Annotated in this window: 1 pseudogene; it reads right to left on the reverse strand. The window is 63.9% G+C overall.

Annotated elements, in window-relative coordinates:
* Positions 1–255: pseudogene (locus tag DNK49_RS23660) on the reverse strand (IS1634 family transposase); the annotation flags it as partial.

Here is a 255-nt window from a genome sequence, read left to right on the forward strand (position 1 = left end):
CAAGCACCTTGCTGAGCGTGGGCAGCAGGGTACGCGTCTCGGCCGTGTTGCCGTCGAACACCTCGTGGTAGATCGGCAGTCCTTCGGCGGTCTGAACCACGCCGAGCATGAACTGGCGGGCAATCAGCCCCTCGTTGGCCATGCCGTACTGGCGCACGTCGCCGACCTGTTCGCTGAGCCCTTCGCTACGGATCGTGGTGAGGTCGTAGAAGACCACCGAAAGATCCTGATCGATCAGCGGGCGCAGCAGCCCAG

This window comes from Parazoarcus communis SWub3 = DSM 12120 (genome assembly GCF_003226565.1).
Lineage (GTDB): Bacteria > Pseudomonadota > Gammaproteobacteria > Burkholderiales > Rhodocyclaceae > Parazoarcus > Parazoarcus communis.